Below are 14,708 nucleotides of genomic sequence, written 5' to 3'. Positions count from 1 at the left end.
ACAGGGGACAAGAAGGAGCGGATGCGATGCATCCGTGCGATGAGCGGCCGGTGTGGGCCGAGGAGGACCGGAGCGGTCAGTCCTCGGCGGGAAGGAAGAGCGAACCGGTGACAGCGCTGATCGACGACGCAATGTTGATCGTGGGCATGGTGTCCTCCTCGGTTCGACGGCCGCCGGGTCGGTTGACGCGACAGCCGTCCAGCCTATGTTTATGAGCCGCCTGAGCGCAAGCGTTTTCCCGAAACCGATCTCACGTTCGTGACGAGACCGCGCAGGCACGTCGAGGCCCCCTCTGCGTGCCGGCGCCCCCTCCTGTGTTCGCCCACACAAGGGGGCGCGGATAGCGGGAGGGGGCGTCGACGAGATGAGGCGCGTGCGGATCCTGATGCGGATCCTGGGCCGGTCGTCGGATCGAATCAACTGAGGCATCGGGTTTCGGCGGAGCGGACAGTCGGACGCGGGATCGACCTCAGCAGGATGGGAGCACGATCCGATTCCTAAGGAGCCGCTATGCCGGAACCCGTCGAGACGATGGTCGCGGAGATCCTGCGCCTCGTCCGCTGCGAGTCGCCGTCCGACGACCTCGCCGCCGTCGCCCGCAGCGCCGACGCCGTGGCCGAGCTGGGCACGACGCACCTCGGCGCGGCGCCGGAGCGGATCGTGATCGACGGCCGCGCTCACCTGCGCTGGCGCTTCCCCGGCGCGCCGCGGATCCTCGTGCTCGGCCACCACGACACCGTCTGGCCCGTCGGCTCGCTCGACGAGCTGCCCGCCCGTGCCGACGAGGAGACGTTGGCAGGACCCGGGTCCTTCGACATGAAGGCCGGCCTCGTGATCGCCTTCCACGCGCTCTCGCAGCTGGCCGACCTCGCCGGGATCACGGTGCTCGTGACAGGAGACGAGGAGCCAGGCTCGACCACCTCGAGGGTGCTCATCGAGGATGAGGCTCGCGCCGCGGTCGCCGCCCTCGTACTCGAGGCCGCGGGCCCCGGTGGCGCTCTGAAGATCGCCCGCAAGGGCGTCTCGCGCTACGAGATCGCCGTGCACGGGCGCGCCTCGCACGCCGGGCTCGATCCGGAGCAGGGCGTGAACGCGACCCTCGAGCTCGCACATCAGGTGCAGGCCGTGGCGGTGCTCGGCGACGCCGAAGCGGGCACCACCGTCACCCCGACGCGCACCACCTCCGGCACGACGACGAACACGGTCCCCGCACAGGCCTCGTTCTCGGTCGACGTGCGCGCCCTCTCCGCCGCGGAGCAGGAGCGCGTGCACGCGGGGATGCTCGCGCTCACGCCGCGGATCCACGGCGCCCGCGTCGTGGTCGATGGCGGCATCAATCGCTCCCCGCTCGCGGAGGACTCCTCTGCCGAGCTGTTCCGACGGGCGCAGCGGGTCGCGGATCGACTCGCACTGCCTCCGCTCACCGGGATCAGCGTCGGCGGGGCCTCGGACGGCAACTTCACCGCGGGCGTCGGCACCCCGACTCTGGATGGCCTCGGCGCGGTCGGCGGCGGCGCGCATGCCGCGCACGAGCACGTGCTGATCGCCGAGCTGGAACCCCGCGCGCGGCTGCTCGCCGGACTCATCGAGGAGATCCGCACCTCACCGCCGGGCGCGGTGCGTCCGATCGCGGCCGCGGTGCCCGTTCCTGCCGCGGCTGCCATGTCCGCCCCGACCGCCACTCCCGCACGATGACCGGATCCTCCGCCCTCCCGGTCGGCGCACGGGACGACGTGGCCGAGGAGGCCGCCCGTGCCGCGACGGCCGCCGAGACCCGGTCGGGCGTCGAGATCCGGCCTCTCGACGACATACGAGACCTCGCGGCCGTTCGCGCCCTGTATGAGGGGATCTGGGACACGGGGGCGACGAACCCACCGGTCACCGCCGACATGCTCCGCGCCCTCGTGCAGGCGGGCAACTACGTCGCCGGCGCGTTCGACGACGCTTCGGACGGACGGGAGCTCGCGGGCGCGTGCTTCGGGTTCTTCGGCCCGCCCGCCGCACGCACCCTGCACAGCCACATCGCCGGGACGACTCCGCGCGTGCGAGGGCGCCACCTCGGCTTCGCCCTCAAACTGCACCAGCGCGCCTGGGCCCTGCATCGCGACATCGACACGATCACCTGGACCTACGATCCCCTCATCCGCCGCAATGCGCACTTCAACCTCGGCAAGCTCGCCGCCTCGGTCGGCACGTATCTGCCGCGGCTCTACGGCTCCCTGGACGACAGCATCAACCGCGGCGACGAGACGGACCGGATCCTCGTGCGGTGGGAGCTGCGCTCCCCGCAGGTCGTCGGCGCGGCAGCGCACCGCCCGCACCTGGTCGACGCCGCTGCGGCCCGCGCGGCGGGCGCGGGCATCGCCTTGCGGCCCGACGACTCCGAAGCGCCGCGACGCGGAGCGCTCGGCGCAGGCACGGTGCTGGTCGGCGTCCCGGCCGACATCGAGAGCATGCGCGAAACGGATCCGCGGCGCGCGGCCGACTGGCGCATCGCGCTGCGCGACGTCATGGTCGGGCTGCTCGCGGAAGGCGCGACCGTGCGCGGCTTCGACCGCGACGGCTGGTACATCATCGACAGACAGGAGAGGTCATGAGGCTCGAAGGCGTGGAGATCCGGACGATCCGGATGCCCCTGGTCTCGCCGTTCCGCACCTCGTTCGGCACCGAGACGGTGCGCGAGGCGGTGCTCGTGCGGGCAGTCGGCGCGGACGGCGAGGGCTGGGGCGAGTGCGGCGCGAGCGCGCTGCCGTTGTACAGCTCGGAGTACACGCCGGGGGCGGTCGACGTGCTGTCCGATGTGCTCGTACCGGCGCTCGGCGGCTGCGGCGACCTGGACCCGCACCGGGTCGCCGGGATCCTCTCGCCGTTCAAGGGACACCGCCAGGCCAAGGCCGCCCTCGAGACCGCGATCCTGGACGCCGATCTCCGGGCGCGCGGAGTGCCGCTCTCGTACCACCTGGGCGCGGTGAAGGACCGGGTCGCGTGCGGCGTCTCGGTGGGCATCACCCCGACCATCCCCGCGCTCCTCGACGCGGTCGCCGGGTATCTCGCAGACGGCTACGTCCGGATCAAGCTGAAGATCGAGCACGGATGGGATCTGGAGCCCGTGCGCGCCGTGCGTGAGCGCTTCGGAGACATCCTGCTCCAGGTCGACGCGAATGCGGCCTACGGCCGAGCCGACATCGAGCACCTCGCGAAGCTGGACGCGTTCGACCTGTCCCTGCTCGAGCAGCCCCTCTCCGCCGACGACCTCGGCGGGCATGCGATGCTCGCCCGGCGGATCAGCACGCCGATCTGCCTGGACGAGTCGATCCTGTCCGCCGAGCACGCCGCGCACGCGATCGAGCTCGGCGCCTGCAGCATCGTGAACATCAAACCGGGTCGCGTCGGCGGTTACCTGGAGTCCCGCCGGATCCACGACCTCTGCGTCGCGCACGGCGTGCCGGTCTGGTGCGGAGGAATGCTGGAGACGGGGATCGGACGCGCCGCCAACCTCGCGCTGGCCGCCCTGCCCGGTTTCACCCTCCCCGGCGACACCTCGGCCTCCGAGCGCTACTACGAGACGGATCTGACACCACCGTTCCGCCTCGAGGACGGACACATGACCGTGCCGACGGGTCCCGGCATCGGGGTGACGCCGGACACCGCGGTGCTCGACGAGGTGACCGTCTCGCGCGCCTGGATCCCGCTCGCGGGGGCCGTACCCGGCGCGTGCTAGCGTCGCGAAGGTGCCCCCGATGAACCATCGTCCGCAGGTCACGCTGGTGCGCGTTCTCGAGGCGCTGGACACCACCCTGCTCACCGTCGTGTGCGGCACGGTCGCCAGGGAGCGCACGATCGAGGCGATCGTGATCCACGACCCGCGCGACGAGCCGGACGCCCCGCGCAACTCCCTCGTGATGGGCGTCGGCGTAGAGGATCCGGCGCTCGTGCGGCGCCTGCTCGCGCAGGCCGGCGTCACCGCGCTCGTGGTGCGCGCCCCGTTCGCCGCCGACGACGCCCTGCGCGCCGAAGCCGAGGCGACCGGCGTCGTGGTGCTCGCACTGAACCCTGGCACCACCTGGGCGCACCTGGCCGGCATGCTCCGCTCGCTCATGACGCCGGGGGACCCGGACGAGGCGCGGCCGGTCACGTTCGGCGGAATCCTCGCGGGCGACCTGTTCGCCGTGGCGGACGCGATCGCGGCGCTGCTCGAATCGCCGGTCACGATCGAGGACCGCAACGCGCAGCTGCTGGCCTTCTCGAACGGCCCGGAGCAGCAGCGCGCTCCGGGCATCCGCGCGCGGCCGCTGCCGTCTCAGGATGTGCGCGCTCTGGAGGAGAGCGGGGCACTCGCGCAGATCGCCCGGAGCGAGTGGCCCGTCGAGGTCGCCACGGGAGCCGACGGCGACGAGGTGCGCACCGCGATCGCCGTGCGCGCGGGGGACGAGGTGCTCGGCACCATCTGGACCGCGGGTGCGCTCACCGCCGAGCGGAGCGCATCCCTGCACGACGCCGCGAAGCTCGTGGCCATGCACATGGTCTGGCAGCGCACCGACGCCGACGTCGAGCGCCGACTGCGTGCCGACCTGCTGCGCACCGCGCTCGGAGGCGGCCCCTCGGCGGGCGAGGCCGTGCACCGCCTCGGCCTCCGCGAGGAGACCTGCGTCGTGCTCGCGCTCACCCTGCACGACCCGGCCGCCGAGCAGCTCTCGCACGCGCACCTGGCCGCGGAACGCAAGCGCGTGGCCGATGCGTTCGCCGTGCACCTGTCGTTCGCGCACCCGCGCTCGGTTTCCGGCCTCGTCGGGGACGTCGCGTACGCGGTGCTGCCGCTCGCGTCCGCGGCGGACGCCGACACCGAGGGCGACAGCGCCGTGCGCGTGGCGACCGAGTTCCTGAGCAGGATGCGCTCGGCGCTGCGACCGCTCATCGGCGTGGGGATCGTGGTCGCGGAGACCGCGCTCCTCCCCCGCTCCCGGGCGAGCGCGGACCGCGCGCTGCGGGTGCTGCGCGCCGGGATCGTGGACCGGCAGGTCGCCCGCCTCGACGAGGTGCATGCCGAGGCCCTGCTTCTCGAGCTCGCCGGACCCGCGCGGGACATCCCCTCCGGACCGCTCGCGCGCCTGCTCGCCTACGACGAGACCCATGGCAGCAGCCTCACCGAGACGCTCGAGGCGTGGCTCGACGCGTTCGGAGACGTCGGCGTGGCTGCCGCCGCGAAGTTCGTGCACCCCAACACGTTCCGCTACCGGCTGCGCCGCGTGGCCGAGGTCGGCCGCATCGACCTCGACGATCCGAACGCGCGCTTCGGCGCGATGATGCAGCTGCGGCTGCGCGCCATCAACCCCGAGCGCTGAACCCCGCCGCGGGATCCGCGGCCACGGGATCCGGCAGGTCCAGCGCCCCCAGAAGACACGCCAGCCAGGCCGCGTCCTGCGCGACTATCACGTCGTGCCCCGTCCCGGATCCGTGCCCCGCGTTCTCGTAGACGTGCAGCAGGATCGGCGCCGGGCCGCGCTGGGCCGCCTGCATCCGCGCGACGAACTTGCGCGCCTGCCACGGCGGGCAGCGGGGGTCGTTCGCCCCCGCCTCGACGTAGAGCAGCGGATACTCCGCCGGGCGCACCCTTTCGTACGGGGAGAGCGAGATCATGCGGGCGACGTCGACCGGATCCTCGGGGTCGCCCCAGGCCTTGCGGATCACGAACTCCAGATACGGATTGCGGAACCCGCCGACGAGGTCGAGCAGCGGGGCGCGCGGCAGCACCGCGGCCCACAGCTCCGGGCGCGCGGTGATCGCGTTGCCGCACATGAGTCCGCCGTCGGACCCGCCCGTGAGCGCGAGCCGGCCGGGGGCCGCGGAGCCCTCGGCGAGCACGTGCTCTGCCACGGCGATCAGGTCCCCGTCGCGGGTGCCGCGACGCTCCCGGTCCGCGGCCCGGAACCACGCACTGCCGAACTCTCCTCCCCCGCGCAGGTAGGCCTGCACTACGGTGCCGCCGGAGGCGAGGAAGGCCGCGAGGTCCGGCTGGTACTGCGGAAGCGTGGGGATCCCCGCGGCGCCGTAGGCGGAGATCAGGGCAGGGGCCGAGCCCTGGGCGCAGCGTGGGCGCACGAGGTGGTACGGGATCGCGGTGCCGTCCTGAGCGATCGCTTCGCGCATCTCCGCGGTCGCATCGATCACGATCTCCGGGTCCCGCAGAACCTCGAGCGCGCCGCCGGGACGATGCCGGTAGACGCCCCACGACGTGGTGAGCGTCGAGAAGGCGAAGAGGAAGGATCCGTCCCTGCTTTCTGCGGAGAGCCCGGTGAGCGGGAAGAACGGGGCGGCGAGCGCACCCTCCCCCGGCAGGGGCACCACGCCTTGTTCGGCTCCGTCCGCGTCCAGGATCCGCACCCTCGCGGCGGTGCGGTGGAACTCGCTGAGGTACAGCGCGTCCCCGACCGGGAGGACCGCGCGCAGCACCGCATCGCTCTCCGCCACGAGCTCGGTCCAGCACGACGGGTCCGCCGGATCCGCGGCGTCGAGCGGGATCGCGACGAGCCGGCGCCGCGGCGCGTCCAGGTCGGTGACGGCGACGTACCGGTGGCCGACGATGTGCCCGGAGACGGTCTCGCGCCCCGGCCGCAGGAACGGTCTCCAGCCGGCGCCGGGATCGGTGAGATCGCGCACGGCGACCGGGAACGGCGTGCCCACGCGGTGGGCCGCGACCGCCCAGCGTCCATCCGCGGAGAACTGGATCCGGGTGTACTCGCGGGAGCCTTCCGGGACCGGGACGTCCTCGATCGCGGAGGGCCCGTGATCGCCGAGGGTTCGCCGGTAGACGACCTGGCGGAAGTCGTGGGCGGTGCCGCCGAGGCCGAGGAATGCGAAGCCCGTGCTGTCGGCGAACCAGGAGATCCCGCCGCCCCAGGAGCTGTGCAGGAGCTCCGGTGGTGCGTCGTCGCGGCGAGCGCCGGTCCGCACGTCGACGAGCTCGACCCTGTTGTGCTCGCTGCCGTCGGTGCACACGCCGAGAGCGAGCACCGTGCCATCGGGCGAAGGGGCGAACCAGCTGAGCACCGCGGTGCGCCCCGGCTCGTCGAAGCGGGCGAGATCCACGAGGGAGCGCCCGGGGCCATAGGGCTCGTCCGCGACCTGCAGCTCCCGCCCCTCGACGCGGAACCAGTGCCCGCCTCCGCTCCGGGGCAGCTCAGGCCACGCGCCCGCATGGCTGCGCTCGACGACGGCGCGCACGGCGTCGCGATCGTGCCCCGCCCAGATGGTCTCCTCGGCATGCGCGGCCTGCGCCTGCTGCCAGTCGGCGACCTCGCCCGGCACCGCGGCGTCGTCCTCGAGCCATCGGTAGGGATCCGGCACCGCGATGCCGGCGACGATCTCGACCGTGTCCTGCGTGCGGGTATCCGGTGCGGCGCTCATCCGAGATCCTCTCGCGGAGCGGCGGCGGACGTCGTCGTGGAAAGGCGCGGCACGGCGTCGGCCTCGGGGACGCCCGGTGCGAACTCGGAGCGCAGCCGGTCGAGATGGCCCGGCACGAGCGAGGCCCTTTGCCGATGGGCGACCGCGTCGAACGCGACGGTCACGTCGGCGAGGGGATCCATCCCGCCCGCGGCGTGCGTGCCCGCGACCTCCTCCCACAGCACGGAGGGCGCCGTACGCAGGTCGACGAGCACGTCGCCGAGCCGGTCCAGCGCGTGTTCGAGCGAGTCCGGGGCCGGCTCGCGCTCCGAGAGCGTCGCCTCCCAGTCGAAGGGCCGGGGCGAGCGCTCCGCGAAAGACACGACGGGGCCGTGCCCGTACGTCATGCCGATCACCCGCAGCGCGTCGCCGAACCGGGAGTGCAGCAGCGTGCCCATCGCGGGGCGGCCGTGCAGCGGCTCGCGGCGCACGTGGGCGTTGTGCGCGAGGACCAGGATCCGCTCCTCGCGCTCCGCGATCCACGCGACAGTGTCGGCCATGAGCTGCTCGCGCGGATAGGCGCCGGGCGTGCCGTCCCAGGCCAGCTCCGCGAGGAACGCACGGAGGGTCGCCGCGCTGCGCCGGGCGACATCATCGCCCTCGCGGTCGGCGCGCGCGCACAGGTCGGCGATGCCGTCGCGGAAGCGCGCCCGCGCCGCGTCGTCCAGGCCGTCCCAGGCGATCGCCGCCTCGGTGCGCCCGCCCAGGTCGGTGAGGCGCCGCAGCTCCTCGTCGCCCTCGTGAGCGGGAACGCGCTCAAGGCACACCCGCACTGCCACGCCCGGCGAGGTCGACGATCCCGGCAGGTCCATGCCCCAGAAGTGCAGCGGTACCCGCCCCGGGCCGCGGCGGCGGACGTTCTCGGCGCGCATCCACGCGAGCTGGCTCCGGACGGCCTCGGAGGCGCCGAAGCCGTAGGTGATCCCCGTCCGGGCGACGTCCTCGACCTCGCCCGGACCGCCCTGGACCCACGCGTCGACGGCCAGCCCCTCCGCGAAACCCGACTCGCGCACGAAGGCCGTGAAGCCGAGCTCGGTCGCGAGCGTGCGGAACAGCCCGTCGCCGAGCCGGGCGAAGTCGTCGATCCCGTGCGCGCCCTCGCCGATCAGCACGATGCGCGCGTCGCCGACGAGGGCCCGCGCCGACTCCGGATCCCAGGGCTCGCCAGGGGCCGCCAACGGGCGGAGGTACGTCAGGGGGGTTTCACGCATCGGGGATGATCCTCTCACCGCGACGGGGCCGGCCCGATCCGACCGGCCCCGTCCACGGATCCGCTAGTTCTGCTTCTCGGTGAAGTACCACTGCTCCGGGGAGTAGATGAACTTCAGCAGTCCCTCAAACGTGTCCGGCGGGCCCGAGAGAGCGCTCTTCCACACGATGAGGTTGTCGGGGGTGGGCAGGAACAGCACGGGCAGGTCCTTCGACAGGAGCGTCGTCTCCGCGCTCAGCGCGTTCGGATCGGATCCGAACACGCTCGCCTCGATCGCCTTGTCCGCCGCGGGGTCGCTGTAGCTGCCGAGGTTGAAGCTGCCGCCCGTGTTGAAGGCGCCGTTCGCGGTGGGATACGAGGTCATGACCAGGGGGCCCGTGTCCTGCATCGCCCACTCGTCCGTGTTCGCCGGAGCTCCGGGGTTCGTGTAGTTCTCGTACATGTAGTTGAGCGACTTCGAGACGACCTTCACCTCGATCCCGATCTTCTTCGCCTCCGAGGAGAACGCGAGGTCACGCGCTCCGACGTAGCTCGGCGAGCTCGCCGAGGCGAGCGTGAACGAGATCTTCTGCCCCTGCGCGATCCCCTCTCCGCACTGGTCGGATCCCGATCCCGGCTTGTCGCAGGTGGTCCCGGCCTTGTCGACCTTCCAGCCGTGCGCCGTGAGCAGCTTCTCCGCGGCCTTCGGGTCGAACGGATAGGGCGCCTTGTCGCCGAAGTCCGGCGGGAACGCCGAGCCGAGACCGACGGTGGCGTAGTTCTCGCTCGCGGCGCCGTTGTAGACGCCGCGGCTCTTGATGTAGCCGGGCTGGTCGACGAGGTGCTGCAGGGCCTGGCGCATGTAGGGCTGGGCGACGATCTTGTCGAAGCCGCCGGTCGTGTTCGCGAAGTTGATCACGAGCGGATCCGAACGCGCCGGGGCCGGGGCCGCGTAGACGTTGTATCCCTTCTTGCGCAGGTCCTCGATCTTGGCGGAGTAGCTCGAGTCGAGGCGACCGACCGTGATCGTGCCGGCCTGGTACTGGTTGTAGATCGCTGCGGCCGAGGTGAACGCCTTGAAGTCCACCTGCGTGAGCGTGTGCTTCCCGGGCCCCGTGTAGGCCTCGTTGGGCGTCAGCGAGAACGAGCCGGTCGTCGGCTCGAAGCTCTTGAGCGAGTACGGGCCGTTCACGACCTGCCACAGCGGGTTCGTGGCGAACGTCGCCTGATCCGAGGACTGCCCGGTGAGGAACGTGTAGATCGCGCTCGCGTTCGCGGGATCCGTATAGTCCAGGACGGGTCCTCCCGTCGTCGCGATGCTCCAGTCCGCCGAGGGGATGACGACGAGCTGCTGCAGGAGCGACTCCAGGTATGCGGGGTTGTACGCCTTCTCGAGCGTGAGCACGACGGTGTCGGATCCCTGCGCGATCGCGGTCACCCCGTCCGGGAACTGCCCCGGCGTGTAGAACGCCCAGTTGGCCGCGCTCTGGGCGACGGCGGCCTTGAGGATGTCGAGCGAGAAGACCACATCGCCGGCGGTGACCGGCTTGCCGTTGGACCAGCTGTTCTTCTTCATCGAGATCGTCACCGTGCGGTCGCCGTCGCTGTAGGACGGCGCGGTGGCGAGGCTCGTGTCCGCATTGCTCTTGCCGTCGGCATCGGCCCGGTACAGCGTCCGCCACATCAGGTCGTTGCCGATCACCGCGCCGTTCGCCTCCGCCGGCGGGTACGGGAAGATGTAGTTCGGTGCGAGACCGGGCGTCATCGCGATCGTCACGACGCCGCCGTCGACGCTCTTGCCGCTCGCCGCCGGAATCGTGCGGTACTGGGAGGGGTCGACCTTCGCGGCGCCGGCCGTGCAGCCGGTCGTGATCAGCGCGGCTGCGACCGTGAGCGCGATCAGGAGGCTTCGTCGCCTCCGGGGGACCTGCGCGTTCATGCTGTGCTCCTTCTTCGGGTGGTCGGGATTCGTCGGGCGGGCCGTTTCGGGTGTTCGGGATCCGGGGCCCGCCGCGGGTCGGATCCGGTGCTTCGAGAGTGCAGGACGCCGGGCGCGGCCCGTTCAGAGATCCGGACAGTTTCCGCGCGGCGCGCCTGTCTGGCTGGACACACCCCCGCGCGGAGTCATCGGCGCCGGTCCAGCACGTCGCGCAGGGCGTCGCCGAGCAGATTCAGCCCGAGCACGACGAGCACGATGCACAGGCCGGCGGGGTAGATGAGCCACCAGTTCCCCGCGGTGATGTACACGACGCCGCTCGAGAGCTGGCTGCCCCAGTCGGTGACCGGATAGCTCAGCCCGAAGCCGAGGAATCCGAGCGCCGCGATCACGAGGATCGCATCGGCCACCTGGAACGTGAGGTTCACGATGATCACGCCGAACGTGTTCGGGATGAGGTGCGTGAAGATGATCCTGCGATCTCCCGCGCCCATGAGGCGCGCGGCCTGCACGAACTCGCGCACCCTCAATGACAGCACCTCGCCGCGGATGAGCCTCGCCGACACGAGCCAGGAGAACCCTCCGATGACGAGGCTCAGCGTGAGGGGCGTCGCCGTGAAGCGCGCCGCGATGATGAGCACGAAGAACAGGAAGGGGATCGCGAGCAGGACATCCACGAACCGCATCATGATCCCGTCGACGACGCCGCCGGCGAGACCCGCCACCGCGCCGTAGACCGTGCCGAGAGTCGTCGCGAAGACCGCGGCGAGCAGACCGATCTCGAGTGACACCTGCCCGCCCAGCATGAGCCGGCCGAGCACGTCGAAACCGTTCGGATCGGTGCCGAGCGGGTAGCCCTCGCCGGGTGGCAGGAGCGCGTCGAGCAGGTTCACGTCGGTCTGGTTCGTCGGATACAGCAGAGGCCCCGCGAAGCTGAACAGGACGAGCAGCACGAGCATCGACGCTCCCGCCACGGCCATCGGGCTGCGCCGCAGCGCGCGCAGGACGGCGCCGGCGGCGAGGGGGCGCGCCGCCGTCGCGGTCTGGACGATGACGTCGGTCTTCTCCGACATCTCAGGGTGTGCGGTGGTCATCTGCTCAGCTCGATCCGTCGGTCCGCGCGTGCGACCACGAGGTCGGCGAGGAGGTTGCCCAGCACGGTGAGCGCGCCACCGATGAGCGTGTACGCCAGCAGCACCGGATAGTCCTCGCGGTGCAGGCTGTTCAGGAACAGGAGGCCGAGCCCGGGGTAGTTGAACACCGACTCGACGATGAGGTTGCCCGCCAACAGCGTGGGGATCATGACGCCGACGAGCGTGATGAGCGGGATGCAGGCGTTGCGCAGCAGGTGCCGCATCAGGACGACCCGCTCCGGGGCTCCCTTGGCGCGGGCGACCTTGATGTAGTCCATGCCGAGCTGCTCGAGCGCCGCGGAGCGCTGGTATTGCGAGAAGACGACCACGTTCGTGAGGGCGAGTGTGGTCAGCGGCAGCGCCATCGCGCGCGGATCCGTGAACACGGCCCAGGGCGAGGTGGATTGCGAGGCCTCCGCGGGGAAGAGCGGCACGAGCTGGCTGAGCAGCGCGATCAGCAGGAGCGCGACCAGGAAGGACGGCGTCGCATAGAGCAGGTAGGCGATGCCGGTGGCGGCGCGGTCGACGACGGTGTTCCGCCGGACCGCCTGGAGGATCCCGAGGGGGATCGCGATGAGGAGAGCGAGCACGAGGCCGGACAGCGAGAGCACGGCGCTGCGTCCGGCGTTCTGCGCGAACAGGACGGAGACCTCCTCGTTCAGCTTGTAGGAGCGCCCGAGGTCGCCGTGCAGCAACTGCACGACGTAGTCGACGTACTGCGCGAAGAGCGGGCGATCGAAGCCGTTCTCGCGGTTGAACGCCTCGACCGCCGCCGCCGAGGCCTGCGGCCCGAGCACGACCCGACCAGGGCTGTCGGAGATGAGGTGCAGCATCACGAAGATCACGATCGAGATGCCGATCAGCACGAGCAGCGAGATCAGGATCCGCCGCATCAGGTAGGAGATCATGCCGCCGCCTCCTTCTCGGTCCGGTCCGCATCCGCGGTCGGGACGCCGACCCTCTCCATGGTCTTCGGCTGCAGCGGGAAGTGGCAGGCGACGTCGTGGCCGGTGCCCACGGCCTCCAGCGTCGGCTCCACCGTCGCGCACAGCTCGGTCGCGAGCGGGCATCGCGTCCGGAACCGGCAGCCGCTGGGAGGATCCAGCGGGCTGGGCAGCTCCCCGCGCACGCGCTCGGCACCGGCCGGCGCCGGGGCGTCGGGATCCGCGACGGGCACCGCGGCGAGGAGGCCCGCGGTGTACGGGTGCGCGGGCCGTTCGTAGACGTCGTCGGTCGCGCCGAGCTCGACGATCTTGCCGAGGTACATGACCCCGACCCGGTCGGACAGGTAGCGGATGACCGAGAGGTCGTGCGAGATCACGACGCTGCTGAGCCCGCGCTCGCGCTGCTGCGTGCGCATCAGGTTGAGCACCTGCGAGCGGATCGAGACGTCGAGTGCGCTCACCGGCTCGTCCGCGACGAGGACGTCGGGATCCAGCGCGAGAGCGCGGGCGAGCCCGACGCGCTGACGTTGCCCGCCGGAGAGCTCGTGCGGATAGCGCTCCAGGATCGACGGCCCGAGCCCGACGCTGTCGAGGAGCGCGATCGCGCGCTCGGTGCGCTCGGCCGCGGTGCCGATGCCCTGGATCGTGAGAGGCTCGCGCAGGATCGTGCCGATCGTCATCTTCGGGTCGAGCGCGGCGCCCGAGTCCTGGAACATCATCTGCAGCTTCGCCCTGCGGGCGCCGAGTTCGCGCCGGCTCACGCCCGAGATCCTCGCCCCCTCGAGGTGCACCTCACCCGCGGTCGGCCGGTCCATCGCGACGAGCATGCGCCCCAGCGAGGACTTGCCGCATCCGGACTCCCCGACGAGCCCGAGGGTCTCCCCCGCACGGACGTCGAAACTCACTCCGGAGACCGCCTTCACGGTACGACGGCGTCCCTTCGGCGCCCAGCCCGAGACCGCATGCTCCTGCACGAGGTCGACGACCTCGAGCCGTGACTCGGACGGCGTCCCTGCAGCGGCCGCGAGAGGAAGCGAACGGCCCTGCGGCACGGTCGTCGCCCCATCGACCGGGTTCCAGCACGCGAAGACGTGCCCGCCAGCGCCGTCGAGTGGCGGACGCTCGGCCCGGCAGCGGTCCGTCGCGGCCGCGCAGCGCGGCGCGAAGCGGCACCCCGAAACCGTCTCCGCGGGATCGGGCGGGGAGCCGGGGATCGAGAACAGCTCGACACCGCGGTCCTGCTCGAGCGACGGGATCGAGTCGAGCAGCGCGCGCGTGTAGCGATGCCTCGTGCTCCGGAACAGCGCCCGCGTCGGGCCGGTCTCGACGAGCCGTCCGGCGTACATGACGCCGACGCGGTCGGCGTGCCGGGCGACCACGCCCATGTCGTGCGTGACGAGGATCATCGCCATGCCGAGCTGCTCCTTGAGCCGGCCCAGCAGCTCCAGGATCTCGGCCTGGATCGTCACGTCGAGCGCCGTCGTGGGCTCGTCGGCGATGAGGAGGTCCGGTTCGGCAATGAGCGCCATCGCGATCATCACGCGCTGGCGCATGCCGCCGGAGAGCTGGTGCGGATAGTCGCGCAGGCGCTCGGACGGCCGGGGGATCCCGACGAGCGCGAGCATCTCCTCGGCTCGGCGCAGCGCCTCGGGGCGGCGCGCCATTCCGTGCAGCAGCAGCGGTTCCGCGACCTGGTCGCCCACACGCCTGGTCGGGTTCAGCGCGGTGAGCGAGTCCTGGAACACCATCGAGATCCGGCGTCCGCGCAGCGTCCGGTACGCGTGCGGATCCATCCCTGCGAGCTCCTCGCCGTCGAAGCGGATGGAGCCGCTCGTGATCGTGGATCCGCTCGGAAGCATGCCCATGATCGACAGGCCGGTCATCGACTTGCCGGATCCGGTCTCGCCGACGATGCCGAGTGTCTCGCCGCGGGCGAGGTCGAGGTCGACGCCGGTGATCGGGCGCACGGTCCGTTCTCCCGTGCGGATCTCGACCGAGAGGTCTCGAATCGTCAGCATTGCGCGCTCCCTTGCGCCTGCCGCTCCACGCGGCCGGCCCTGTTC

Annotated in this window: 10 protein-coding genes; 4 read left to right on the top strand and 6 right to left on the bottom strand. The window is 71.7% G+C overall.

Annotation, left to right across the window (positions count from 1 at the left end; translation table 11 throughout):
* Positions 1-510: 510 nt before the first annotated feature.
* From CQ044_RS05990 to CQ044_RS05975, 4 genes are read left to right on the top strand one after another with little or no spacing between them, the layout of a single operon-like run.
* Entirely contained in the window at positions 511-1,695 is a 1,185-nt protein-coding gene (locus tag CQ044_RS05990) for a M20/M25/M40 family metallo-hydrolase (protein ID WP_105687616.1), read from the top strand.
* Positions 1,692-2,597, top strand: coding sequence for a GNAT family N-acetyltransferase (locus CQ044_RS05985; RefSeq protein ID WP_105687614.1), 906 nt, complete (start codon positions 1,692-1,694; stop codon positions 2,595-2,597). The genes CQ044_RS05990 and CQ044_RS05985 overlap by 4 nt, the downstream gene beginning before the upstream one ends.
* Positions 2,594-3,721 (top strand): o-succinylbenzoate synthase, encoded by a 1,128-nt coding sequence (gene menC / locus CQ044_RS05980; RefSeq protein WP_105687612.1) that lies wholly within the window; start codon positions 2,594-2,596, stop codon positions 3,719-3,721. Before CQ044_RS05985 ends, menC begins: the two co-directional genes overlap by 4 nt.
* A 19-nt stretch (positions 3,722-3,740) precedes the next feature.
* Complete coding sequence (locus CQ044_RS05975) at positions 3,741-5,342, top strand: CdaR family transcriptional regulator (protein ID WP_105687610.1); 1,602 nt, start codon at positions 3,741-3,743, stop codon at positions 5,340-5,342.
* Here CQ044_RS05975 and CQ044_RS05970 read toward each other — a convergent pair.
* The 6 genes from CQ044_RS05970 to CQ044_RS05945 all read right to left on the bottom strand — a co-directional run bounded on the left by CQ044_RS05970 (position 5,326) and on the right by CQ044_RS05945 (position 14,663).
* Positions 5,326-7,404 carry a prolyl oligopeptidase family serine peptidase gene (locus tag CQ044_RS05970; protein WP_105687608.1) on the bottom strand — a complete coding sequence of 693 codons (2,079 nt, stop codon included), beginning with the start codon at positions 7,402-7,404 and terminating at the stop codon, positions 5,326-5,328. The genes CQ044_RS05975 and CQ044_RS05970 overlap by 17 nt on opposite strands.
* A complete protein-coding gene (locus CQ044_RS05965; RefSeq protein ID WP_105687606.1) occupies positions 7,401-8,654 on the bottom strand; it encodes an erythromycin esterase family protein in 1,254 nt (417 codons plus the stop codon). The genes CQ044_RS05970 and CQ044_RS05965 overlap by 4 nt, the downstream gene beginning before the upstream one ends.
* A gap of 63 nt (positions 8,655-8,717) precedes the next feature.
* On the bottom strand, positions 8,718-10,571 hold the full coding sequence (locus tag CQ044_RS05960; protein ID WP_105687604.1) for an ABC transporter substrate-binding protein: 1,854 nt from the start codon (positions 10,569-10,571) through the stop codon (positions 8,718-8,720).
* Positions 10,572-10,756: 185 nt separating this feature from the next.
* The gene (locus CQ044_RS05955) at positions 10,757-11,662 is read right to left on the bottom strand and encodes an ABC transporter permease (protein WP_258133171.1); all 906 of its coding nucleotides are present in this window, start codon (positions 11,660-11,662) and stop codon (positions 10,757-10,759) included.
* The gene (locus tag CQ044_RS05950; protein WP_105687600.1) at positions 11,659-12,609 is read right to left on the bottom strand and encodes an ABC transporter permease; all 951 of its coding nucleotides are present in this window, start codon (positions 12,607-12,609) and stop codon (positions 11,659-11,661) included. The genes CQ044_RS05955 and CQ044_RS05950 overlap by 4 nt, the downstream gene beginning before the upstream one ends.
* On the bottom strand, positions 12,606-14,663 hold the full coding sequence (locus CQ044_RS05945; RefSeq protein ID WP_219844924.1) for a dipeptide ABC transporter ATP-binding protein: 2,058 nt from the start codon (positions 14,661-14,663) through the stop codon (positions 12,606-12,608). Before CQ044_RS05945 ends, CQ044_RS05950 begins: the two co-directional genes overlap by 4 nt.
* Between the last annotated feature and the right edge of the window lie 45 nt (positions 14,664-14,708).

Source organism: Microbacterium sp. MYb64 (assembly GCF_002979495.1).
Classification (GTDB): domain Bacteria; phylum Actinomycetota; class Actinomycetes; order Actinomycetales; family Microbacteriaceae; genus Microbacterium; species Microbacterium azadirachtae_A.
The sequence above is the reverse complement of the archived record's forward strand: the minus strand, read 5'-3'. Positions and strand labels throughout refer to the sequence as shown.